The sequence below is a fragment of the Psychrobacter sp. 1Y10 genome, assembly GCF_052259005.1.
GTDB lineage: Bacteria > Pseudomonadota > Gammaproteobacteria > Pseudomonadales > Moraxellaceae > Psychrobacter > Psychrobacter saeujeotis.
In genome coordinates this window covers 42,874-65,680 of sequence record NZ_JBQQES010000010.1, presented here as the reverse complement: position 1 = coordinate 65,680, position 22,807 = coordinate 42,874, and the positions used below count along the sequence as shown (strand labels likewise).

At 40.7% G+C, this 22,807-nt stretch carries 21 protein-coding genes, 1 tRNA gene and 1 pseudogene; 12 read left to right on the top strand and 11 right to left on the bottom strand.

The genetic code is table 11. The features are described from left to right. Nucleotides 1-150: 150 nt before the first annotated feature. From ACTXGH_RS12415 to ACTXGH_RS12405, 3 genes are read right to left on the bottom strand one after another with little or no spacing between them, the layout of a single operon-like run. Nucleotides 151-678, bottom strand: a complete 528-nt coding sequence (locus tag ACTXGH_RS12415) for a peroxiredoxin (protein WP_439296942.1) — start codon at nucleotides 676-678, stop codon at nucleotides 151-153. Between the two features lie 57 nt (nucleotides 679-735). Beyond that, complete coding sequence (locus ACTXGH_RS12410) at nucleotides 736-1,260, bottom strand: IS630 family transposase (protein ID WP_439260820.1); 525 nt, start codon at nucleotides 1,258-1,260, stop codon at nucleotides 736-738. Further along, a complete protein-coding gene (locus ACTXGH_RS12405) occupies nucleotides 1,229-1,585 on the bottom strand; it encodes an IS630 transposase-related protein (RefSeq protein ID WP_350657583.1) in 357 nt (118 codons plus the stop codon). Before ACTXGH_RS12405 ends, ACTXGH_RS12410 begins: the two co-directional genes overlap by 32 nt. Before the next feature lie 50 nt (nucleotides 1,586-1,635). Between ACTXGH_RS12405 and ACTXGH_RS12400 the strand changes: the two genes are divergently transcribed. Further along, nucleotides 1,636-1,944, top strand: coding sequence for an AAA family ATPase (locus ACTXGH_RS12400; protein ID WP_439296943.1), 309 nt, complete (start codon nucleotides 1,636-1,638; stop codon nucleotides 1,942-1,944). A 7-nt stretch (nucleotides 1,945-1,951) separates the two neighbouring features. Further along, nucleotides 1,952-2,938 carry a hypothetical protein gene (locus tag ACTXGH_RS12395; RefSeq protein ID WP_439296944.1) on the top strand — a complete coding sequence of 329 codons (987 nt, stop codon included), beginning with the start codon at nucleotides 1,952-1,954 and terminating at the stop codon, nucleotides 2,936-2,938. Between the two features lie 213 nt (nucleotides 2,939-3,151). Here ACTXGH_RS12395 and ACTXGH_RS12390 read toward each other — a convergent pair. Further along, a pseudogene (locus ACTXGH_RS12390) lies at nucleotides 3,152-4,142 on the bottom strand (IS3 family transposase); the annotation flags it as partial. Between the two features lie 247 nt (nucleotides 4,143-4,389). Between ACTXGH_RS12390 and ACTXGH_RS12385 the strand changes: the two are divergent. From ACTXGH_RS12385 to ACTXGH_RS12370, 4 genes are all read left to right on the top strand, one after another. Then, nucleotides 4,390-5,745: an aminotransferase-like domain-containing protein gene (locus ACTXGH_RS12385; protein ID WP_439296945.1), complete on the top strand. Its 1,356-nt coding sequence runs from the start codon at nucleotides 4,390-4,392 to the stop codon at nucleotides 5,743-5,745. Nucleotides 5,746-6,112: 367 nt separating this feature from the next. Then, nucleotides 6,113-7,402 carry a CitMHS family transporter gene (locus ACTXGH_RS12380; RefSeq protein ID WP_439296946.1) on the top strand — a complete coding sequence of 430 codons (1,290 nt, stop codon included), beginning with the start codon at nucleotides 6,113-6,115 and terminating at the stop codon, nucleotides 7,400-7,402. A gap of 24 nt (nucleotides 7,403-7,426) precedes the next feature. Further along, on the top strand, nucleotides 7,427-8,770 hold the full coding sequence (locus ACTXGH_RS12375) for an acyclic terpene utilization AtuA family protein (RefSeq protein WP_439296947.1): 1,344 nt from the start codon (nucleotides 7,427-7,429) through the stop codon (nucleotides 8,768-8,770). Next, nucleotides 8,771-9,070, top strand: a complete 300-nt coding sequence (locus ACTXGH_RS12370) for an AtuA-related protein (protein WP_439296948.1) — start codon at nucleotides 8,771-8,773, stop codon at nucleotides 9,068-9,070. Between the two features lie 86 nt (nucleotides 9,071-9,156). On the opposite strand, the gene ACTXGH_RS12365 is transcribed toward ACTXGH_RS12370, so the two are convergent. Further along, a complete protein-coding gene (locus tag ACTXGH_RS12365; protein WP_439296949.1) occupies nucleotides 9,157-9,372 on the bottom strand; it encodes a hypothetical protein in 216 nt (71 codons plus the stop codon). A gap of 176 nt (nucleotides 9,373-9,548) precedes the next feature. Here ACTXGH_RS12365 and ACTXGH_RS12360 point away from each other — a divergent pair, with 176 nt between their 5' ends. Then, nucleotides 9,549-9,827, top strand: coding sequence for a peptidylprolyl isomerase (locus ACTXGH_RS12360; RefSeq protein ID WP_439296950.1), 279 nt, complete (start codon nucleotides 9,549-9,551; stop codon nucleotides 9,825-9,827). 335 nt (nucleotides 9,828-10,162) lie between these two features. Here ACTXGH_RS12360 and ACTXGH_RS12355 read toward each other — a convergent pair. After that, nucleotides 10,163-10,237 (bottom strand) — tRNA-Gly (locus ACTXGH_RS12355). Nucleotides 10,238-10,506: 269 nt separating this feature from the next. Between ACTXGH_RS12355 and ACTXGH_RS12350 the strand changes: the two genes are divergently transcribed. Next, the gene (locus ACTXGH_RS12350; RefSeq protein WP_439296951.1) at nucleotides 10,507-12,177 is read left to right on the top strand and encodes an alpha-keto acid decarboxylase family protein; all 1,671 of its coding nucleotides are present in this window, start codon (nucleotides 10,507-10,509) and stop codon (nucleotides 12,175-12,177) included. 110 nt (nucleotides 12,178-12,287) lie between these two features. Here ACTXGH_RS12350 and ACTXGH_RS12345 read toward each other — a convergent pair whose 3' ends face one another. Both ACTXGH_RS12345 and ACTXGH_RS12340 read right to left on the bottom strand, forming a co-directional pair. Next, nucleotides 12,288-13,064, bottom strand: a complete 777-nt coding sequence (locus ACTXGH_RS12345; protein ID WP_439296952.1) for a DUF5020 family protein — start codon at nucleotides 13,062-13,064, stop codon at nucleotides 12,288-12,290. Between the two features lie 390 nt (nucleotides 13,065-13,454). Further along, complete coding sequence (locus ACTXGH_RS12340; protein ID WP_439296953.1) at nucleotides 13,455-14,243, bottom strand: IclR family transcriptional regulator domain-containing protein; 789 nt, start codon at nucleotides 14,241-14,243, stop codon at nucleotides 13,455-13,457. Nucleotides 14,244-14,277: 34 nt separating this feature from the next. Between ACTXGH_RS12340 and ACTXGH_RS12335 the strand changes: the two genes are divergently transcribed. The 4 genes from ACTXGH_RS12335 (at nucleotide 14,278) to ACTXGH_RS12320 (ending at nucleotide 19,001) form a co-directional block, all read left to right on the top strand. Continuing rightward, a complete protein-coding gene (locus tag ACTXGH_RS12335) occupies nucleotides 14,278-15,648 on the top strand; it encodes a lyase family protein (RefSeq protein WP_439296954.1) in 1,371 nt (456 codons plus the stop codon). A gap of 123 nt (nucleotides 15,649-15,771) precedes the next feature. Further along, nucleotides 15,772-16,830 (top strand): TRAP transporter substrate-binding protein, encoded by a 1,059-nt coding sequence (locus ACTXGH_RS12330; protein WP_439296955.1) that lies wholly within the window; start codon nucleotides 15,772-15,774, stop codon nucleotides 16,828-16,830. A 76-nt stretch (nucleotides 16,831-16,906) separates the two neighbouring features. Beyond that, on the top strand, nucleotides 16,907-17,986 hold the full coding sequence (locus tag ACTXGH_RS12325; RefSeq protein WP_439260886.1) for a TRAP transporter substrate-binding protein: 1,080 nt from the start codon (nucleotides 16,907-16,909) through the stop codon (nucleotides 17,984-17,986). 94 nt (nucleotides 17,987-18,080) lie between these two features. Next, nucleotides 18,081-19,001, top strand: a complete 921-nt coding sequence (locus tag ACTXGH_RS12320) for a TauD/TfdA dioxygenase family protein (protein ID WP_439260885.1) — start codon at nucleotides 18,081-18,083, stop codon at nucleotides 18,999-19,001. Nucleotides 19,002-19,354: 353 nt separating this feature from the next. On the opposite strand, the gene bhcD is transcribed toward ACTXGH_RS12320, so the two are convergent. The 3 genes from bhcD to bhcB form a co-directional block, all read right to left on the bottom strand. After that, nucleotides 19,355-20,353 (bottom strand): iminosuccinate reductase BhcD, encoded by a 999-nt coding sequence (gene bhcD / locus ACTXGH_RS12315; RefSeq protein ID WP_439260884.1) that lies wholly within the window; start codon nucleotides 20,351-20,353, stop codon nucleotides 19,355-19,357. 153 nt (nucleotides 20,354-20,506) lie between these two features. Then, nucleotides 20,507-21,658: a 3-hydroxy-D-aspartate aldolase BhcC gene (gene bhcC, locus ACTXGH_RS12310; protein WP_439296957.1), complete on the bottom strand. Its 1,152-nt coding sequence runs from the start codon at nucleotides 21,656-21,658 to the stop codon at nucleotides 20,507-20,509. Nucleotides 21,659-21,796: 138 nt separating this feature from the next. After that, a complete protein-coding gene (bhcB, locus tag ACTXGH_RS12305) occupies nucleotides 21,797-22,777 on the bottom strand; it encodes a beta-hydroxyaspartate dehydratase BhcB (RefSeq protein ID WP_439296958.1) in 981 nt (326 codons plus the stop codon). Nucleotides 22,778-22,807 lie beyond the last annotated feature (30 nt).

Sequence of the window (22,807 nt, the reverse complement as noted above, 5' to 3'; positions counted from 1 at the left end):
TTTTTAAAGTATGAAAGCGAATTACCGCATAGCCCTTATATTTAAGGGCTATGTGGTTCGGCAGTTCAGTAGTTCGATAGTATTAGAGCATCTATCGACGCCTGTTAACACTTGATAACACTTGATAAAAACAGTCAAGCGTCAATGTGGTTAAGCGTTACTTTTCAAATACTCTAACATGGTGTCCGCATCTGATACTTCAAAAGGATCTATTGGACAGTTGTCGCCAAAATCAGGTTCCTTAAACACTTTTTTGATGGCTTTATTGTCGACATACATCGAATAACGCCATGAGCGCATACCAAAGCCAAGATTACTCTTATCAACAAGCATACCCATTTTACGAGTGAACTCACCATTGCCATCAGGAAGTAAGAAAACGTTTTCACGGTTTTGTTTTAGGCCCCATTGGTACATGACGAACGCATCATTGACAGAAATGCAAACTATTTCATCTACGCCTAACGCCTTAAACTCATCATAAAGCTCTTCATAACGAGGTAAATGGCTGGTCGAACAAGTTGGCGTAAAGGCACCTGGTAGTGAGAACACGACCACTTTTTTATTAGCAAATAACTCATCAGTGGTTAGGTTATACCATGTGAAGGGGTTGTCTCCTCCGATAGATTCATCACGAACACGAGTTTTAAAAGTCACATCAGGTACATGGGTAATCATTATTTACTCCGATTTAGATTATTGTTTTTTAGTTTTCAAAATACTGCGCATATATAGTCAGTTCAAAATAAAAATGTTATGCCTTGGACAAATATCATAAAACAATTTGGATAAGTCATTTTGCATCCAACCTTGGCGTAGAAACTTCACTTGAGCCCATTTCTTTTCGATAGGGTTTAGGTATGGGCTGTACGGCGGCAACCAAAGAATACGATGCCCGTGCCTGTTTAGTAGCTTTTGAATGCGTTTGCTCTTATGAAATCTGGCGTTATCCATCACAATCACGCATTTAGTTTTAAGACTTGGGATTAGCTTGTGTTTGCACCAGTGATAGAAGACGATGCTGTTGATGTTTGTCTCAAAGTAATCAAGCGCAAACAGCATCTTTTCATACAGAGCACCAATAACGTTGGTTCGCTTTTTACCTTGCCAGTTGTAGCTATCGATACAAGGCTTACCGATCGGCGCATAGCCATGAGAGCGGATGGTCTCGTGCTCAAAGCCGCTTTCATCCATATAGACAATGGGATAGCCTTGCTGCGTAAAGCTATCAAGCTTTCCCTGATACGCCGCTCTTTTTATTGGGCAAGCTTTTGGATGCTCTAAGGTCTTTTTTTTGACTGATGCCTAGGCGCTTTAGGGCATGATAAATGCCTGTTTTACTACAATTTAAACGATGTGCTCGCTCATACTGGTAATCATCAGGATGTTCTTTGACATCATTAAGTAGCACGTCATCTGGTATTTTATAGGGTTTGGTTTGCCTGATTGTTTTGCTATGAACACGTCTCTTCCAGTTTTGTATGGTGGTTGGGCTGAGATTATAGAACTCAGCCGCCCCGGCAATGGTCATACCCTCGTCTAAGCTTTTTAGTACTTGTTTGCGAAAATCTAGTGAGTAAGTCATGGTCTTTATGATAACAATTGGGTTTAATAATTAGTTTATAACACTTTTAAATGGGTTTGGCTATAGAAATAAGACTAAGTAGTGGGAAAGCAATAAGCTATAGGAGTCTCTCATCTGGAGAGAGACAAGTAGTGTTTATCTTTCTAAAAATTATAAATGGAAGTGTCGATAACTCTCTAATACTAATGGATGAACCAGAAATATCATTACATCTTTCGTGGCAAGAAAAATTATTAACAGAAATCACAAAATTAAATGATACAAGTCAAATTATAATAGTAACCCATAGTCCTGCTATGGTTATGAATGGTTGGTTAGATAGTTTTGTAGATATAAAAAATATAACAACAGAAGCGTAGTGATAACATGTCAGAATTTAGTGATTTCCTTACTGATAGAGACTATATTGGCTCTTACAATGTATTTCTGTCTGGGAATATTGCAGATAAAGATAATGGCATCATCTATGTAGAAGATGCTTCTGATTGGAAATTTTGGGAAGAGTTCATTGATTATTATTACCCTAAGGAATACATGTGTCGTCCATCTTCTAAAGATGGGAAAACAGTAACTGGAAAGAGGTTTTTAGAGACTATATACGATACGGCTAACGAGAAAGTAATAATAGCTGTTGATAGTGATTATGATTATATAGCTTCCAAAGCGCAAGCGAGCCATGTTTTCAACCATAATAAATATATTGTTCATACATATGGCTTCAGTAGAGAAAGCGTACAGCTTGAAAAATATCACTTACAGAATTTTTTTGAAAGATGTAAATTAACACTACCCAATACAGTGAACTTACTAGAATTTCTAGAAAAATTTTCTGAAATATCGTTCAGTGCCTTAGCTAGATATACAGTCCTATTAAAGCGAGTTAATTATATTAATATACATGAAAATGGATTTAACTCCTGTTTCAATATTCTTGATAACAAATTAATTGATAATGATTTGAATGTAGATTTATCTACTATAAATAAAATAGAGAATAGCTTTGATTTGTTTTTTTCTGAAAAAAATATATCAGAAAATGATATAGATGAAGCAGAGTATTTCTTAAAGAGAATAGGAATAAATAAAGGTAATGCATACAGGTTTATATCAGGACATGTGTTCTTCGTTATAGTCAAAAAAATTCATAAAGACTCATTATTACAACTGATGAAGGATGAAATTGTAAAGGTTAAAGAAGATGTGGATAAAAAATCGATTAAAGGTATGGTTAGCCATGTAACGCACCTATTCAAGAATTCATTTAGTTTCGATACCTATTGTAATATGCGTTATGTAGATCCTGATGACGAGGTTCACAAACTTATACTGTCAGCTATTGATAATATAAAGTGATAAGTGTTCTTTAAAGCTAGCTTCTTTTAGACCTTAGGAGTTAGAATCTAGAATCTAGGAAAAGGCAGCTTAGGTTTGAGTATGTTTGAAAATCTATACAATCACTAATTTCTAAACAAAAAAAAGCCCCACCGCTCATATAAAGAGTAGTGAGGCTTTTTAAGTATTTGGAGCGGGAAAAGAGATTCGAACTCTCGACCCCAGAAGCTCTCTATTGTCGAAGCAATTACCTTTGCTGCTCATCGAACCTTTAAACTCATGTTGCTCAATGATCTTGTGGTAGGCATGGCTGTAATACTGACTGCCTCTGTCAGAATGCAAAATCAGCCCTTGGCTGGGTCTTTTATTTTTAGTTGCCATATTGAGTGCACGGCATACTAAATCTGTTGTCATGCGCTTATTAATAGGGTAGCCGACCAGCTCTTTGCTATATAAGTCTTTAACTCCAGATAAGTACAGCCAGCCCTCCGTTGTCCAGATATAAGTAATATCGCTGACCCAAGACTCATTAGGTCGACTGGAGTCAAATATCTGATCCAACACATTTGGATAGATTAGCTTGTTATGGTTTGAGTTGGTGGTAACTTTAGAGCGCTTGTGGCGACGGCATTTGATGTCGTACTCTTCTTTGATGCGTCTGACCATGTATTTACTGATGGCATATCCTTGCTCTGTAAGATGAGCATGCAGTCGCTCATAGCTATAGCACTTTTTGGTCTCAGTATGCGCCACTCTAACCAACAGCTTACACTGATTGCGATGGATAATCTGGTCACTGATGCCACGATTTATCCAGTCGTAATAGCTTGATGGTTTAACGTCTAATATGTGACACATGTGGGTAATGGTAAAGATCTGCCGATCTGCCGATTTGCTTTGATAAAGGCGTACTTCACTAATTGTTTTTCGTAAAGTACGCCGTGGCCTTTTCTAGTATCTCGCGCTCCTCTTCGGCAATCTCAAGCTGACGTTTAAGACGCTTATTTTCTTCTATAATGGCCATGAGTTCATGGTCATATTGCTTAGTGCCGACAAGCTTGCCTTCATTAGCTTTATTCTGCCAGTTAGATAAGGTTTGCATGGCAATGGCAAGCTGCTTTGCGGTAACTGAAACATTGCCGTTGTTGTCGGCTATCTTTTTGACCGCTTCGGCTTTGAATTCTGTGCTATAAGTGCTGATTTCTTGGTCATGGTAAACTCCTATTAATATGCTTAGTTTACCAAGTTTGGTTCTACAGTTTTTTCAGCATAGCTCAAGTATATATGTGGTCATAATCAGCCTTGATAAATATGAGGAGCTTAGTAGTCTAATATTAGTAGTTTAATTATAGCAGTCTATTTTGAGTGGCCTATTAACTGATTAATTGGTCTTATTAGAAAGTTTAAGCGATATGCTTATAAAGGTTTACTATGATATTTAATGAGTCTTCTACTAAAAACGGAGTTTAAAATTGAAGAAGTTCGAAAAAATATGTCTATTAGTCATTGATGATATTAAGTCTGGTAGAAAGAAGGTTGGAGATAAAATACCTTCGATTCGAGCAATGGCAGAAAAACACAAGGTGTCTAAGAATACAATAGTAAATGCCTACAATATCTTACTCGAACAACATTGGATCAAGGCGCTCCCTAAGTCTGGGTTTTATGTCGGTGAAGATTTATCCAGTACACCAATGCTGAATTCGACCCCTTTTTATACGGGCATTGACCTATTGGAACAGCAAATGATCGACCAGTCCCATCATAAACCTGGTGCGGGACGCTATCCCAAAGAATATATGGATAAGCTGAACCTCGAGCTCTACTTAGGGCAGGCGAGTGACAACGCTGAGTTGGCAGACTTCGACCGTGGCAATGGTGATCCAGCAGGCAACGTGTTACTTCGAGGATTGATTGTCGATATCTTGAGCAAGCGCGCGCTAACTGTCGATTCTCAAAACGTATTACTGACCTACGGTACCAATCACAGCTTAGATTTGATTATCAGACAGTTTTTAACCAAAGGCGATCAGGTCATCGTAGAGTCCCCTGGTTATTATCCATTATTTAGTAAGCTTGACTTACATCAAGTTCATATAAATCCCATTAAGCGAACCAAGTTTGGTTTAGATGTAAACAATTTAGAGTCAATCATTCAAAAACAACATCCAAAAATTTTATTTTTACAGCCTTTTGCCCATAACCCAACAGGGACAGACTTGAATGTCCCAAACATGGCGGCGATTCAGAAATTATGTATCAAGTATAACGTGCTCATTGTTGAAAATGATCCGTTTTTATTAGCAAGAGACGGCACTGCTAGTTATTTTTTTAATAAAGATTGTCCCGTTATTTATGTCAGCAGCTTTTCAAAAACAATATCTGCTTCAATCAGATGCGGCTTTATCGTCGCCTCTAAATCGATGATTAAATCACTTACGCGGCTAAAGATGATCACTGTCATCAATACCTCTTCCATCATGGAAAATATTCTTAATCATCTCATCACCAGCGGTGCTTTGGCCAATCATCTACACGCTCTTAAAATGATATCTGATGAGAAGTCAGTCGCCGCCATCACTGCGCTGAGCAAAATCGACGGACTCACACTTTATCCTCACAATCCCAGCGGTAATTTTTTATGGTTTCGTATTCCCATGGATGACAAAAAAGTGGTAAACGATGCAAAAAGTAATAATATCTTTATTGCTCCAGGTAATCTGTTTTTCCCATCCGACCCCGCTTATTTTGCCTTAAGGGTTAATAAATTCTATATAGATAAAACTACTGTTAATTTTATTAAGACAACCGTATTTAATAATCACTAAAACCTTCTCGTTCTCAGCATTTACCAGCACCAATTCTATTTATAACGCCTTTAAAAACCATTTGGCCTGTACTTTTAAAAGGTCAAGGCAGTAAATAGCCTCTAAGAAGACAGCGATATTTGATGATATTGCTGCAGAAATTTTTTACCTCTCCATATCTCCCTTTTTTTCCATTAACTGCCTGTCTTGAAGCATAAATTTTTACTAAAAATGGGTACAGTTTTATGTGAAAAATCATCTCTGTACCCTTGGAAGCGTATTCCTTCCGTGGTATTTCTATTAGAGCTTGACGTAAGTTATCAGCTTATGCCAAGGCGGACTGGTAGGTATTAGAAGGAAGAAGTTAACTTTTAAAAGGAGAGTAAATTTGTTGGCTTTATTGGGGTTTTTGACAATCTTTGTGTTTTTGGGCCTGATACTTACTAAGAAAGTATCTGTCATTGTTTCGCTAATTCTAGTTCCTGTAGTTTTCGCTTTAATAGGTGGATTCGGTAGTGAGTTAGGAACCTTCATGTTAGATGGTATCGTTGGTGTCGCGCCTACAGGAATCATGTTAGGGTTTGCCATTTTATTTTTCGGAGTGATGAACAATGCGGGTTTATTTGATCCGCTAATTTCGAAGGTTTTGAAACTGGTTAAAGGCGATCCAGTAAAAATCACAATAGGAACTGCCATTATTGCAATGGTCGCTCACTTAGATGGTTCTGGGGCGTCCACTTTTTTGATCACCATTCCTGCACTGCTACCGCTATACGATAAATTGGGAATGAACAGGATTGTTTTAGCCGGTATGGTCGCTCTCGGTGCTGGCACAATGAATTTAACTCCTTGGGGAGGTCCAACAGCACGAGCAGCCGCCGCGCTAGACGTTAGTACTGCTCAATTATTTAATCCTCTGATTCCTGCTTTTGTGGCTGGAGTAGTTTGGATTATTTTCGTGGCATATCTAGTCGGGAAAAAAGAGCGTAAACGCTTGGGTGTTCAGGATATGGAGCATAGTTTGCATGACGAGTTGACTGAAGAAGAACGCAGTATGCGCCGTCCGAAAATTTTCTGGTTCAATTTTGTTTTAACCATCTTGACTATAGTAGCACTGGTTCAAGTCTGGCTCCCTCTACCAGTAGTCTTTATGGTAGCTTTTGCAGTCGCTGTTCTAATAAATTACCCTAAACCAAATGATCAAATGGATCAAATAAGAGCACAATCCGTTGGCATGATTACAGTAGTTTCAATTATTTTTGCTGCTGGTATTTTCACCGGTATTCTTTCAGGTACAGGTATGATCACTGCTATGGCTACTTCGTTAGTCAATATCATTCCAGATACTGTAGGCGGTTCTATGGGAATTATTGTAGCCACAATAAGTATGCCATTAAGTTTGATTTTCACTCCAGATGCTTATTATTTTGGGGTCATGCCAATTCTTGCAGAGACTGCTAGTGCATACGGACTTGATCCAATACAAATCGGTCAAGCTTCTATGCTGGGGCAGATGACTACTGGATTTCCATTGAGCCCTCTGACAGCATCAACATTCTTATTAATTGGTTTGGCAGGGGTAGAGCTTGCTGATCATCAAAAATTCGTATTCAAATGGGCATTTGGTACCACAATTGTTATGACTATCGTGGCAGTTATCACAGGTGTCATTATATAAATAGCACTACATGGAGGTTATATTATGAAATCGATCAAAATTGGGTCTGGAGCTGGTTATTCAGATGACAGGTTAGAGCCAGCACTTGATATCATTCAATATGGGGAAGTCGATTATATTGTTTTTGAATGCCTTGCAGAACGAACGATTGCCATTGCACAGCAGCGAAAAATGAAAAATATAAAAGAGGGTTATGATAGTCTTCTTGAGTATCGAATGGAGCAAGTTTTACCTCTTTGTGCAGAAAAAAATGTGAAGATAGTAACGAATATGGGTGCTGCAAATCCAGAAGCAGCTGCTGAACGGGTAAAACAAATTGCCCAAAAGCAAGGTCTGCATAACCTAAAAATCGCGGCGGTAACTGGAGATGATGTTTTATCAAGAATCGATCAATATCAAGACCAAAAACTGTTAGAAAATAATAAGCATATTAAAGAGCTAGGATCGGCAATCGTTTCTGCTAACGCTTATATTGGAGCAAGAGGTATCGTGGAAGCACTTGAAGCAGGTGCGGACATAATTATTACTGGTCGAGCAGCTGATCCTTCCTTATTCCTTGCACCCATGATTTATGAATTTGGCTGGTCTTTTGCAGATACTGAACTTCTAGGTAAAGGAACGATAGGAGGTCATTTGATGGAGTGTGGCGCTCAAATCACTGGAGGCTATTTTGCAGACCCTGGATTTAAAGAGGTGCCTGAGCTTTGGAACGTAGGCTTTCCAATCATGGAAGTGGATGAAAAAGGTGATTATTATATTACGAAACTGGATGACTCTGGTGGTGTGGTTTCTCTAGCAACGGTAAAAGAACAGCTACTTTATGAAATTCATGATCCGGCTAACTACCTAACACCAGATGTCATTGCGGATTTTTCTAATGTTCAAGTCGAGGAAGTAGAAGACAACGTTGTTAAAGTTTTTGGCGGCTCCGGTAAAAAAAAGACGGGCTTGCTAAAAACCAGCATAGGATATAAAGAAGGCTACATTGCTGAGGCAGAAATCAGCTATGGCGGTTCAGGTTCCGTTAAAAGAGCAAGGTTAGCAAAAGAAATCATCCAGAAAAGACTGGACGCCCAAAATATTGAACCCGTTGAGATTCGTTATGATTTTATCGGACTTAATTCTTTATATGGAAATGAGATTCCCGATACGCAGGAAATGCTGGAAGTGAGACTTCGTGTTGCTGCAAGAGCTGGAGATCATGTGATCGCGAAAGCTATTGTTCGAGAGGTGGAGTCTCTTTATACCAATGGTCCAGCAGGTGGTGGCGGAATTCGCTCGAATATTAAAGAAATAGTTTCAATAGGCTCAATTTTGATTCCAGAAGCAGACACGGATATTAAAATCTCATATCGTGAGGTAAAGTAAATGAAATTACGTGAAATAGCACATTCCCGTACGGGTGATAAAGGGAATATATCAAATATTTCTCTTATAGCATTTAAAAATGAAGACTATGAATTAATTAAAGAAAGAGTTACTGAGGAAATAGTGAAAGAGTGGTTCAAAGATATCGTACAAGGTGAAGTCACCCGTTATGAGCTGCCGAATCTTAGTGCATTCAATTTTGTTATGACTGGCGCATTAGGAGGAGGGGTTACAAAGTCCTTAGCACAGGATATGCACGGGAAAAGTTTAAGTTCTAAACTATTGGATTTAGACATATAAACAAAATAAAGTCTGGGTCACATAAAAACCAAACAAAAAAATAGCGCCTAACATGGGCACTATTTTTATATCAGTAAACTGAGTTATTAAGAACGATGACTATGACTATGAGTTTGCTTAGCTTGATATTTGCTTTTCGCTTTTAGATGCGCTGCTGCCTTTTTTGACTGATGCTTTGATACCACTGCTTTTTTCTTAACTTGCTGATGTTTGTTATCGACCTTCACCCTGGGTGTTTGATGCTTCACTTGAGCCATATGATGTTTGGTAACTTCAGGCGCAGCACTTGCTTGACTGACCATGGTAAAGCAAATGTTGTAGTGGCAGCGACACTCAAAAGGCAACGACTCTCATCCAAAGAGTAGCGCCTGTGTAGATAATGACTTTTGAAGAAGTAGAGCATACAAGTTAGGTTAGCAATCAAAGTGTGTAATGGTATAATGCCCCGATAATCGATATTTCATGAAGGGTTTACATTATGGCTCGTACAGCTAGCGCATTACACATTTTAGTAAAAGACAAAGAACTGGCTGAAGACATTATTGCCAAGCTTAAAAAAGGCGCCCAGTTTGATGTGCTAGCTAAAAAACATTCAACCTGTCCATCAGCTAAAAAAGGCGGTAATTTAGGTGAGTTTAAAAAAGGCGACATGGTACCGGCATTTGATAAAGTCTGCTTCAACGGTGAACTCTTCACCCCACATTTAGTGAAAACCAAGTTCGGCTGGCATGTGGTTAAAGTGCTTTATAGGACGTAAACGTTAGTGTCGGAGCTTTGATTGTAAGCCAACTAAAGTATGACTTAAACTGTAGTGGCATAATTAAATTGGACTATATTTAAGATAAGATATTTAAAAAGTAGCCGCCATAACCAGAGTGCGGTAATAGCTCATAAAGCTCGCTCTGAAGCTGATAACACATATCACAGCCACACAGCCAAGACTCGCATCTAAGCGCTTCTGTACCTATAAACGGATCGCCATACACAGAAAGATATTTCGATAAATCTTTTATAACCCTCGAAAATCAGACAAAAAAAATCCTCACTTCCTATTTAAGGAGTGAGGATTTTAGTGCTTTTTCAAGCCATATTTGGAGCGGGATAAGAGATTCGAACTCTCGACCCCAACCTTGGCAAGGTTATGCTCTACCACTGAGCTAATCCCGCTGATTCATCGTTTGATTAACTATCATCAGATGATGAAGGCGTATTATACGCGGTTTTTCTGGGCTGTCAACAACCACCATGAAAAAAAGTAAAATTTAATAAAATAGGCATGTCATCGTACCATTGATGTATGATATAACAGTTTTTTATAATAGGTATTCCAAAAGATTTTTGTCACACAGATAATTTTGAGATACGATTTTATAATTATTTTCAACCGTTTATATTATTACTAGTATTTATGAATATAATTCTTAAGGATAAGAGCTATGAGCCAACAGTATACCATCGCTGACTATTTGTTCGATCGCATCGCTGAAGCAGGTGCGACTGAGATATTTGGCGTACCAGGTGATTTTAACCTAACATTTTTAGACAATGTTATTGATTCTGACAAATTGCGTTGGGTAGGTAATACCAATGAGTTAAATGCAGGTTACGCTGCTGATGGTTACGCACGTGAGCGTGGGTTTGCAGCTATGGTGACGACCTTTGGTGTGGGCGAGCTATCAGCGATCAACGCTACCGCAGGCTCTTTTGCAGAGTATGCGCCAGTATTGCATGTTGTCGGTGCGCCCAGTACGGCTTTGCAAGATTCTAAGCAACGTATTCACCATACGCTTGGTGACGGGGTGTTTAACCACTTTATCAAGATGGTAGAACCAGTAACAGTAGCACGCGCACACCTTACCGCCGAAAACGCAGCTTCAGAGATTGATAGAGTCATTCGTGTGACCCTCAAAAAACACCGTCCAGGCTACTTGCTACTATCACCAGATGTGGCACGTCAGCCTATTTACCCACCATCTACTAAGCTTGTCGATAGTGCAGAGAAAATAACCAGTGAAGCTGCCTTGGCTGATTTCAAAAAAGCATTGAAGGCGTTTTTGCCGAACAAGACGACTACTTTGATGGCGGACTTGATGGTGCATCGTTTAGGACTACAAGACCAGCTCAAAGCTTTGATTGCGGATACCGAGATTCCTTATACGACGCTATCTTGGGGTAAGACTCTATTGGATGAGCAAAGCGATCGCTGGGCTGGCACATATGCAGGCGTAGCATCACGTCCAGTAGTGAAAGATGCAGTAGAAAACTGCGAATGCCTCATTAAAATTGGGGTACAGTATACCGATACGACGACTGCAGGATTTAGCCAAAATATTGACAAAAAAACAGTCGTAGATTTGCATTATGAACGCGCGACCATTAGTGGACAGAACTTTGCTCCTATTGCGTTAGAAGATGCGCTACAAGCATTACATGAAGTCATGACATCAGGAATCAATATCGTACCAAAACCCTTTTGTAGAGAAATTAGGCCGCATGAGCAACATGGCACTGATGAAGAAGCCATTCGTCAAGACGACCTATGGCATGTTATTGCAGACCATTTGGATCATAACAATCTAGTGTTTGCCGACCAAGGAACTGCTTACTTTGGTATCAGTGATGTACGTCTACCAGAAGGCGTGACTTGTTATGGTCAGCCAATGTGGGGCTCGATTGGTTATACCTTACCGGCAAGCTTAGGGGCAGCTATCGCATCGCCTGATAAACGTAGTGTATTACTCATTGGCGATGGCTCAGCATTATTGACCATACAAGAAATAGCAACGATGATTCAAGAGCGTATCAACCCTGTCATCATGCTTATCAATAACGACGGCTATACCGTTGAGCGTGCCATTCATGGTGAAAACCAGCATTATAATGATATTCCTAAGTGTAACTGGCACCTGATGCCGCAAGCTTTTGGTGCAGATGAACAAAACAGTCTTGTATTGAAAGCAGAGACAATGAGCCAATTGAAAGCTGCTCTAAAGACAGCCGCAGCAACGACAGATAAAATGGTGTTTTTAGAGGTGATGACGGACAAGCACGATATTCCGCCTTTGTTGGCAGATATTAGTGCAGCGCTGAAGCCAAAGGCAGATTAAGTAGTTGCATATATAGTTATTTATAGCACAAGCATCAAAAAGCCCCGCTCAAAAGTTTAAGCAGGGCTTTTTAATTTTATATTAAGCGTTGTAATGGTTACTTGTAAGGTTTAGAAATGGAACTTAACTAGTGCACTGGGGACGCTTTGATCTACGCCATCAAAACCGAATTTGTTTTTCCAGTAGCTGTATTCCATACCCACTTCAATACGGTTGTCGATACCCAATGCATCTTGTAGGTTGTACTTAATTTGTGGATTAATATGTAGCTGATCAGCTTTGTCATCGTTATTAAAAGAGTAATCGATATAGCCATCAACGACGAAGTTGTTCTTCTCCCAACCATAGGTTAAGGTAATTTGCTGATCATCGGCATCACTGAACGTATCATCGTTGAAAGCATGATAGATTGATGCTGAAGCATACTTCATACCATCGATTGGTATGTTTAAATCAGCGCCAATACCCACCAAAAAGTTATCTTGCTCAAACCCACTTTCACTGGTTCCAAACTCATATTGACCAGCCAAGTTCACCTGTTTGATGAAGCTATTACTGTAGTCGGATATTTTAAACTTAGGCGCAACTTCGCCATAAATATCTTTTGAACGACTGCCGCTGACATCTTCATTGCCTTGCAAGCGATCAACGAAAAAGAACAGACCGCCCCAATCAAAGGCTGAGGCATGCTCAAGGGTGACGGTGGTTATTTCCTGTTTTACACCTGCAGGCCCGGTTTTATAATTGTCACCATAAAGCACAGAGATGCTGGTGTCAGAAAAAAAGCGTTTGGCGTTGGCACTCGTAGACATTGCGCCTATAGCGATAATAGCGGAGGCGGCAATAGTAAGTGGCTTGATAGCAGAGGTAGTTGAATTAAAACGCACAGTATTACTCCTTTAATTACAGTCGTTAATTTCCCTCAAAAGCACAGTTATAGGATTATACAAACGTCAGTTTTAACATCCTGTCAAAACGCACTATTACTGCGAAGGAAAGACAATTTGATAGAGTTGACCATTTGGTCAAGATTTATATTACTACAAAGAGATTACAATTAGTAGCACTAATGAATTAAAAAGTAGAATATAAAAAAGCTCACAGTCACCTGTGAGTTTTTGATGCTTTACGGAGTATAAACGTCATGACCGCTCATACTTTAATTGAGCAGACGTAGACATACGATTTACTATGTAAGTCATTGATTGTCAATAATATTTAATGTCTTTTATCAGTTTTGGCCAACTATAGCAACCTACTATATTTAAACTTATGAGTTAAATATAGTAGGTTTGGATTTTTGCCGCGCAATCACGTAGTATTAGTAAAAACTGTTCGATCAAAACGTCATGAGAGATGCGTAAGGCATTGGTGCTAATATTAATAGCGCCAATAAGCTCGTTATTTGCTTTATAGACTGGCAGTGCCAGCGATAATAAACCTGTATCTAGCTCTTGATTGACCACGACGTATTGCTGATCTTTAGCGTCTTTCAACACTTGATTAAGCTGATTACGATCGGTAATGCTGTAGGGCGTATGAGCACATAGCTCAACGTTATTAATATAATTTCTAAGCGGCTCATCAGGAAGGTTGGCAAGTATCGCGCGACCCATAGAGGTATAAGCTGCAGGTAGTCTTGTGCCAATCGCTAGGGTAATAGACATTAGGCGATGTTCAGCCGCAGAGCGGGCGATATATACCACTTCATTGCCATCCAATACGGCAAACGAACACGACTCCCCAGTTTGTTCAGTGACGCGTTCTAAATAGAACTGGATAATATCGTGATGGTGGACACTACTCAAGTAACTGACACCAAGACTTAGCGTTTTAGGAGTTAGACGAAATTGACGCTTGCTTTTATGGACATAACCCAGAGCGTGCAAGGTTAATAGATAACGCCTAGCCTTTGCTCGATCTATCTTGGCACGCTCAGCTACTTCGCTTAACGTCATGCTAGAATGGTTTTCATCAAAAGTGAGTAATACACTCATTCCTGCCGCAAGCGATGCAACAAAATCTGGACTATCAACAGGTATTTTCTCATCTTGTTCTTTATTCATGCTATTCAATGATTACCAAAATTAGAGATTCTAAATGAAAATTACTCAATTAATCAATCAGCCATTTATGCATACTAATACTGTAGAGCGCTTTTCAGATCGGCTGTTTGTGCAGGCTATGATAGATTTTGAGCTGGCCATTATAGAGGCCCGAGAAGGTCATAGCCTCATTCCAGCAGGCATTTTACAGCAAACCAAAGAAGCGCTAACGATAGATTTGTTCGATATTGATGAGATTGGAGCGCAAACCTACCTTGGTGGCAATGCAGCTATTCCTTTTGTCGCTCAGGCCAAAACCTTGTTACCTCAAGACATAAAACTGTACTTTCATCAGACCGTCACCAGCCAAGATGTTATTGACACAGCGATGATGATGATGCTTAAGCCTGCTTTAAAACGTATCAATAATGATTTAACCGATATACTACAAGCTTGCGCTATATTAATTGAGAGTCACCGCGCGACACCGATGGCAGGTAGAACCCTATTACAACAAGCATTACCGATTACTTTTGGAGTAAAAGCCTCGCAGTGGGCAGCATCGCTTATCGCTGTTTTGCCAAATTTAATGCAATTAGAGCAAGCAGGTTTTTATTTACAATGGGGCGGCCCTGTTGGGGTTAGTAATGAAGAGAATGAACGTTATAAGCTGCCTCAGCAAGTAGCGACATTGCTCGGCCTATCGTTACCGCTGCTGCCATGGCATACAAATAGACAACCTATTCATGCGCTCGCTTCTGGATTGGATGCTTGTGCTTGTGCTATGGAAAATATCGTTGAAGATATAGCATTGATGTGCCAGTCTGAGCTAGGCGAGTTGGCGGAGCCTGCTATTGAAGGGATGGGCGGCTCATCATCGATGCCGCATAAGCGCAATCCTGTATTGTGTGCACTAATTAAGACCGCTACGTTAAGGATGCATGGACACCTAAGCGTGATTAGTAATACAACCGCTCAGCCTTTTGAGCGCGCATTGGGCCAGTGGCATGCAAGCTGGATGCCTTTAATGGAAGGGACCGCTTTGCTCGCGGGTGCTGCAAATTATCTGAAGACTTTATTACAAGGGTTACAAGTGTATCCTAAGCGCATGGCGGCCAATCTTGATTTAAATAGTGATGCGTATCTTATTGAGCCTTTGAGGTATCATTTTTTAGAGCATCAAGAGCAAATCTATCCTTTAATAAATCAAGCGAGCGAGCAAGCACATAAAGAACATAAAGGCTTTGTAAAAACGTTTTTTGAGACAATAACACACTCATCTATACAGATTAGCGATCATGACTCAAATGAGCTTGCGACACTTCTATCTCCTTTGACTTACTGCGGTGCTGCAGACAAACAGTGTCAGCTAATAATACAAGCAATCGAATCGATAGTTGCAAAACCAACCAGCATAAATAAATAACCTGATTGACAGAAGCTTAGAAAAGGGTTACGTTAATTCACTATACGAACAAGGATTCTTATATAGAACAATTGATAAAGATTTTAATCCATTTATCTTTACTCATCAAAAAAGGAATTTGTGATGAAAAAAATGCTTTCTATTAGTATGGCATTGACGGCTTTAATAGGCTTTGCAGGCTGTTCACAATCAAATGATACTGCTAATGATACTAGTGCGACAAGCTCAGAAGAGACGACTACATTACGTTTTGCTCACTTTTGGCCAGCGACTTCAGCGACGCACAAAGACGTTTTTGCACCTTGGGCAAAAAAGGTTGAAGAAGAGTCAAACGGTCGCCTAAAAGTTGAAATCTTTCCTTCTGCCACTCTTAGTAAAGCCGATGCCGCTTACGATGCTGCTGCTAAAGGTACCATCGATATTGGCTCTCAACTTCAAGGTTATACCAATGGGCGCTTCCCATTAACTCAAATCACAGAGCTTCCTGGTCTCTCAAATTCAGCCACTCAAATGAACTGTATGCTCCAGACATTGTATGATGATGGGGTGATTTCGAGCGAATATGAAGACACGCATTTGTTATTTATGATGGGTACTGGCCCTGGAGGTATTCATACAATTGATAAAGAAATTCGCAAACCAGAGGATCTAAAAGGCTTACGTATTCGTCGTCCTTCTGCCATCGCTGGCGACATTATTGAAGCAGCAGGAGGCACGCCTGTCGGTCTACCAGCTCCTGATCTTTATACTTCGCTGCAACGCGGCGTACTGGACGGTTTAAGTTTGCCGTGGGATGCAACTGGCTCATTCAAACTTATCGAACTTGTAAACACTCATACCAATATGCCTTTTTATAGTTCCGCTATTATGGTGACGATGAATAAAGACAAGTACGAAAGCCTACCTGATGATCTCAAAAAAGTTATCGATGACAACTCCGGTATGGAGATGGCTGTCATCGCTGGTGAAGTGTTTGATGGTGAAGATGCTAAATTTATGGCTGAGGCCGCAGCCAAAGGCGATACCATGATAGACATCCCTGATCCATTAAATGACCCTGCATGGAGCGCACCATTGGAAGCTGGTACACAAAAATATCTAAAAGACACTAAGGCCCTTGGCTTGGATGCCCAAACAGTCTATCAAAAAGCCAAAGACGCTAGTGCAGCGTGTAAAGCCTAGTTTATATAATCATAATAGACTAACCTTATACAAGAAGTTTGCATGATTTTAATTTATCTACAAGGATGTGATGAAGATGTTTTTTAAAATTAAAAGGGGCGCCATACCTTTATCTTTGCTAATGGCATTAGGCATGTCAGGCTGCTCTAATCAATCTGAGGAAGGTGTCAATACCGATTCAGGCGCAGCAGATGTTACGACGCAGGAAATTACGACGCTAAGGTTCTCACACTTTTGGCCATCTACAGCAGCTTTGCATACTGATGTGTTTGAGCCGTGGGCCAAAAAGATTGAAACAGATTCAGAGGGGAGGCTAGAGGTTGAGATTTATCCTTCAGCCACTCTAAGTAAACCTGATATCACTTATGATTCGACTGCTAAGGGTACTGTGGATATAGGGGCGCAAGTTCAGGGCTATATCAGTGGCCGTTTTCCGTTAACTGAGATTACCCAGCTACCCGGCCTTTCAAGCTCAGGTGCTCAATTAAGCTGCATGCTACAAACCTTGTATAACAATGATGTGATAGCAGATGAGTATGAGGATACCCATCTGCTATTTATGATGGCGTCAGGACCTGGCGTTTTTCATACGATTGATAAACCTATTCGTGAACCAGAAGATCTCAAAGGCATGCGTATTCGCCGCCCGTTAGAGATAGCGGCCAATATTATCGAAGCGGCAGGGGGCACACCTGTTGGTATGCCGGCATCTGATCAATATACTTCCTTGCAACGCGGTGTGATAGATGGAGTGAGCACGCCTTGGGATGCGGCAGGCGCCTTTAAGTTAGCAGAATTGACCAACACGCATACGACTATACCTTTGTATAGCTCTGCTTTATTGGTAACCATGAATAAAGACAAGTATCAAAGCCTACCTGATGATCTCAAAAAAGTTATCGATGACAATTCAGGTATGGATATGGCAAAGGTTGCGGGCAGCTTATTTGATAGTGAAGATATCAGGGTTAAAGCTGAGTCCAAAGCTCGCGGCGATACGATGATAGAGATTCCTGATCCATTAAACGATCCTGCTTGGAGCGGTATACTCAAGACAGAAATTGAGAAATACCTCAATAACGTGGAAGCGCTTGGATTAGACGCACAAGGCGTTTATGAAAAGGCACAAGAAGCGAGTGTTGCTTGTAAGGTTTAATTTTTATTAGCGAAAAATTAGTAATCGTATTGAAATATTGTTTTTTCAGTTAATGTAGTAAAACTCATTTTCAACAATTTTTAAGGGATTAAAAATGGTTAATAGTGTTCACCCCACAGGACTTTTCGATAATAGTGCGAAAGATTATCAGCATATTACTGCTCATCCTTTAGCTTCTGCTATGGGCGCAGAAATTAGAGGTGTAGATTTAAGCGATGTCAGCGACGATGTCATGGCTGAGATCGAAGATGCCCTTTATCGACATAAAATGATTTTTTTTAGAGATCAGGAAATATCTTTTACTGATCACGAAAACTTAATCCTTCAGCTTGGTGAGTTTGGGACAGATGCTTATACGACTGGTGTTCCTGGTCATCCAAATGTTCAACCGCTTATTAAAGAAGCAAGCGTAACTACCAAAAGCGTATTTGGTAGTGGCTGGCATGTCGATTCAGCTTTTTTAGAGTGCCCGCCTTCTATTGCCATTAATTATGGGGTAGATATACCGCCATACGGTGGCGATACGATGTTCGCCAATGCTGTGTTGGCTTATAACTCTTTGAGTCCAGCGATGCAGGAAATGATAGCGCCGCTAAAAGTATGGATGAGTGGTAAAAACGTCCTTGCCAATATGCAATCAGAAAAGCAATCTCAAGAGTCAGGTAAAGTAGGGGCTATTGGCAATATTGAACTGGATTTAAATACCCAGCAAATGCTAGAAGGTTTTTATCATCCAATGGTCAGAACCCATCCGGTTTCAGGTGAAAAGTCACTGTATGTCGATAAGATTTATGCCTGCGGTATAGAAGGCATGACAGAAGATGAGTCGCGACCTTTACTTGATTTTTTATCCAGCTTTGCCACTCAAGAATCTTTTACTTGTCGTTTAAGATGGGAAAATAATACCGTTATTATGTGGGATAATAGGATTTGCTTGCATCAAGCTTTTAATGACTACGATGGTTATCGGCGCGAGATGTATCGGGCGATAGTCATGGGCGAGAGGCCAGTATAATAAGTTTTTATACGGTCAAATAAAAACTTCAAATTTAGTAAAGATCAACTTCGACAGCGATAAGGTGGAAAACCCATCTTATCCTATCAATCAAGCGGTATGCCTCACATAGCTTTTTATGAAGGCAGATCAGACGCGTATTGTGTTAGGCACGGCGCATTAAAACGTATTTTAAGAAGTAAAACATATATAGCTAATACAAATTATAAAATGAGACAAGCCTATATGAATGATGACTTTTATTTTAATACGATTAATAAAGGGGTCAGTTTCGATGGTAAACCGACGACATCGTTAAAACCGCCAAATAAATTTATTTGGCGGTTTTAAAATACATTCGTTAATATAAATAATTATAGCGAAATTTGCTGAGCTTCGCCTTTTTCAAGCGCCAAGCGTGCTGCTGCAGAAGCAACCGCTAAATCTTGCAGGCCAACACCAGTCCCATCAAACAAGGTAATCTCGTCATCTGAGCTACGACCCGGATGATCGCCGTTAATCGCAGCACCAAGAGTGGTAATATCGCTCTCTTTGATAGCGCCAGATTTGATGGCATGTTGCGCTTCACCAAGGCTGATTGATTGGGCGATTTCATCAGTAAAGACAGTAGCAGAGGCTATCAGCTCAGCATCAACTTCTTGCTTACCGACTGTATCAGTACCCATGCAAGCGATGTGAGTGCCAGGCTTGATCCACTCTTTCATCAGTAGCGGCTCAAATGCTGAAGTAATAGTAATAATTACGTCCGCTTGCTTACACAGCTCTTCACGCTCAACCGACTCAAATGCTACGCCTGCTTCTTCAGCGACAGCTTGTAGGTTTTTAAGGCGATCTTTGTTGTTGTTCCAAGCGACTACTTTATCAAAATCACGTTGCTCAAGTGCGGCGCGTAACTGAAAAGTAGACTGATGACCGGCACCAATCATACCGATAACTTTGCTGTCTCTGCGAGCCAAATGAGCAATCGATACGGCAGAGGCGGCGGCAGTACGTACAGCGGTCAGATAGTTACCACCGACGAGCGCGCGCAATTTACCATTATCAGGATTAAACAAAAAAATCGTCGATTGATGGTTGGTCAAGCCTTTGGCTTCGTTACCTGGCCAGTAACCACCTGATTTTAGGCCCAATGATTTACCAGCGCGATCAAACCCTGATTTAAAACCATATAAAGCATCAGCATAGCCAATCGCTTCACGAATCACAGGGAAGTTATAAGCATCGCCGCGTGACATGGATGCAAATACATTTTCCACGGCTGTGAAAGCTGAGGCGCGATCAATGACTGATTTACAAGCGTCTTCTGAGACGATCAATAAACCGTCGTTATTGCTGCTATTTTCTGCACTCATTATAAATTCCTTTTTATGCTTTTTAATTGATATTTCTTGAATCTTAGTTTTGAAGTGTTCGTTTTCAACTAGCATTTATTAAATAAAAAGAGGCTATTGTAGGCTACGGCTACAACAGCCCCTTTAAAAAACGATAGTGATTTAATTCAGGAATTAGTATGCGCGGCCACGTGCAGAGACAGGCCATACGCTTTCAACTTTGCTGTTACGTACGCCGACATACCAGTCATGAATGTTACAAGTCGGATCACAATGTCCTGGCACCAGCTTTAGCTTTTCATTGATTTTAAGTACACCTTCAGGATCGCTTACCACGCCATGCTCATCCGAGCATTTTACGTATTCAACGTCATCACGGCCGTAGATGAAGGGTAGGCCACTATCGACTGACTGTGCTTTTAGACCGGCATCAACGATAGCTTTGTCAGGCTTAGCGTGGCTCATAACAGACGTTAATAAGAATAACGCATTTTCCCACTCGCCTGCATCGATACGATTGCCGTCTTCGTCCAAGATACGACCGTAGTCAGCATCCATAAAGGCGTAAGAGCCGCACTGTAATTCGTTATAAAGACTTGAATTACTTTCAAAATAGTAACTACCAGTACCGCCACCAGAGATAAATTCTGGTTTTAAACCAATCTCTTCTAAGGCATCAACGGCGTGTTGAACTTGATCGATAGCAGCTTGGGTCTTAGCTTTACGATCGCTATAGCTGTCCATATGCTGCATGGCGCCTTGATACGCCTGAATACCTGTAAACTTCAAGTTTTCAGCGGCATCGATGGCTTTAGCAATCTCTACGACCGCTTCTGTAGTAGTGACACCGCAACGGCCTGCGCCGCAATCGATTTCGATATAGCAGTTAAGCTCAGTGCCGTTTCTGACGGCGGCTTCTGATAATTCAGCGACATTATCGACGTCATCAAGACAAACGGTGATTTTCGCACCTAATTTTGGTAATTTGGCTAAGCGATCAATTTTTGCTGGATCACGTACTTGGTTTGATACTAAGACGTCTTTGATGCCGCCACGTACAAACACTTCCGCCTCAGAGACCTTTTGGCTACAAATACCAACTGCGCCGCCAAGCTCTTGCTGTAGTTTTTGCACGTCAACTGACTTATGCATTTTGCCATGGCTACGGTGGCGCATATTATGATCTTTAGCATAATCACCCATTTTTTTGACATTACGCTCAAGCGCATCAAGATCTAATATCAAGCAAGGGGTCTGGATATCTGCTTCGTCCATACCAACTTCAGCCGGGACGTTAAAACCAACTTCCAATTCTTCAGTAATCATATTCAAGCTCCATTTGTTTTCATTGATTGTATTTACTTAATTATACTTAAGGACATTTAAATGCGTTCAAACTTGCGCATGACTAGCGCTTAGTTAACGCTTGATTCGTCATCAATTATTGATAATGAATTGCCAAAATTAATTCCAAGGCAACTTGTTAAGATCAACGTTACCACCTGTAATGATGATGCCAACCTTTTTTCCTGCAAAAACGTCTTTGTTTTTCAAGATGACTGCAAGTGGTACCGCGCAGCTTGGCTCGATGATAATTTTCATATGTGTCCAAGTAAGCTTCATCGCCTCAACGATTTCTTCTTCAGTTGCTGTTAAAATATCAGTGACGTAATTGCTGACAAAATACCATGTTAACTCTTTAAGCGGTACTTTTAGGCCGTCGGCGATAGTATCCGGTGCATCATCAGCGATAATATGACCCGCTTTCAATGAGCGTGCAGCATCATCAGCATTTACAGGTTCAGCAGCGTAGATTTTGACATCAGGGGCTAGGTTCGATAACGTCAAGCAGGTCCCTGAGATCATACCGCCGCCGCCAATTGGAGCGACAACCATGTCAGGCTTTACGCCACGCTCTTCCATTTGCTCTAAAAACTCACGTGAGCAGGTCGCTTGTCCAGCGATAACGCGTGGGTCGTTGTATGGGTGGACAAAATCGCCACCGGTTTCTGCTTGAACCTTAGCAAATACTTCTTCGCGAGAAGTGGTCGATGGCTCACATTCAGTAATGATACCGCCATAGCCGCGTACTGCCGCTTTTTTAGCTTCTGGTGCGCTGTGTGGCATGACCACGTGACAAGGGACACCGCGCTGGCCGGCGGCATAAGATAAAGATAGCGCGTGGTTGCCTGAGCTGTGTGTGCAAACACCATTTTGGGCTGCTTCATCAGACAGACCAAACACTGCATTGGATGCGCCGCGTACTTTAAAAGCGCCGGCTTTTTGAAAGTTCTCACATTTAAAGAACATCTCGCAGCCTGCCAGCTCGTTCAAAAACCGCGAGGTTAAAACCGGTGTGCGATGGATATAAGGCTTAATACGCTCATGCGCCTCTAACATGTCATCAAGCGTTGGAATCGTTAAGCCATCGTCATTTGTGATCATAAAAAATATTCCTTCATTTTTTAATTGTTT